This window comes from Paenibacillus planticolens, from assembly GCF_013141725.1.
Taxonomy (GTDB): domain Bacteria; phylum Bacillota; class Bacilli; order Paenibacillales; family NBRC-103111; genus Paenibacillus_E; species Paenibacillus_E planticolens.
The window spans coordinates 1-995 of the sequence record NZ_WHNZ01000038.1; the positions used below are offsets into that span (position 1 = coordinate 1).

The following is a 995-nucleotide window of genomic DNA, read 5'->3' on the forward strand; positions in this document are numbered from 1 at the left end:
CGAAGGCATCATTGACGATTTGACCATTCGGGAGAATATCATTCTTGCGCTGCAGGCGACGCGTGGCTGGTTCAATGCGATTCCGCGCAAACGGCAGGATGAGATGGCGGACGAATATATCCGCGCATTGAATATTAATCCTCCCAATCCGGAGCATCTGATCAAAAATTTAAGCGGAGGCAATCAGCAGAAAGTGCTGCTGGCCAGATGGCTGCTGACGAATCCGAAGCTGTTAATCTTGGATGAGCCGACCAGGGGAATCGATATCGGGGCCAAAGCGGAAATTCAGAAGCTTGTGCTCTCCTTGTCCCGCGAGGGCATGTCGGTGCTCTTCATCTCTTCCGAGCTCGAAGAGGTGCTTCGGGTCAGTGAACGGATTGCCGTCTTAAGGGACCGCAAGAAAGTGAAGGAAATGTCCGGCGAAGAAATCAGTCAGCGCAATGTGATGAAAGCGATAGCGGGAGGTTGAGCACAATGGTTAAGCATCATTTGTTTTGGCCGGCATGCATGTTGGCCGTGCTGCTGGTATTCAATTTGATATATTCACCGGGGTTCTTCTCGATTCAAATGAAAGACGGCCATCTGTATGGCAGTTTAATTGACATTTTGAATTTCGGAGCACCGCTGATCCTGGTCGCGATTGGCATGACGTTAGTGATCGCCACTAAAGGGATCGATCTATCCGTGGGCTCGGTAGTCGCCATCTCAGGCGCGTTGTCCTGTTTAACGATTAGCAAAAGCAGCGATCAGAACGCGATAGGCATACTCGTGCTGTCCGTTTGCATTTCCCTCGTGCTGTCTCTGCTGCTCGGCTTGTGGAACGGTTTCTTAGTCGCGAAAGCGGGCATTCAACCGATCATCGCCACGCTGATTCTGATGGTGGCAGGACGCGGTATTGCCCAGCTCATCACAGGCGGGCAAATCATCACCGTAACGAGCTCCACCTACAAGTATATCGGAGCCGGAACGCTAGCCACGCTGCCGTTTTCCATCTT

Annotated in this window: 2 protein-coding genes; both read left to right on the forward strand. The window is 51.9% G+C overall.

Going from position 1 to position 995, the window contains the following annotated elements:
• Positions 1-469, forward strand: a 469-nt coding sequence (locus GC097_RS16290) for an ATP-binding cassette domain-containing protein (RefSeq protein WP_171684361.1), incomplete at its 5' end; no start/stop codon positions are given.
• A gap of 5 nt (positions 470-474) precedes the next feature.
• The coding region (locus GC097_RS16295) for an ABC transporter permease (protein ID WP_171684362.1) at positions 475-995 on the forward strand (521 nt) is incomplete at its 3' end.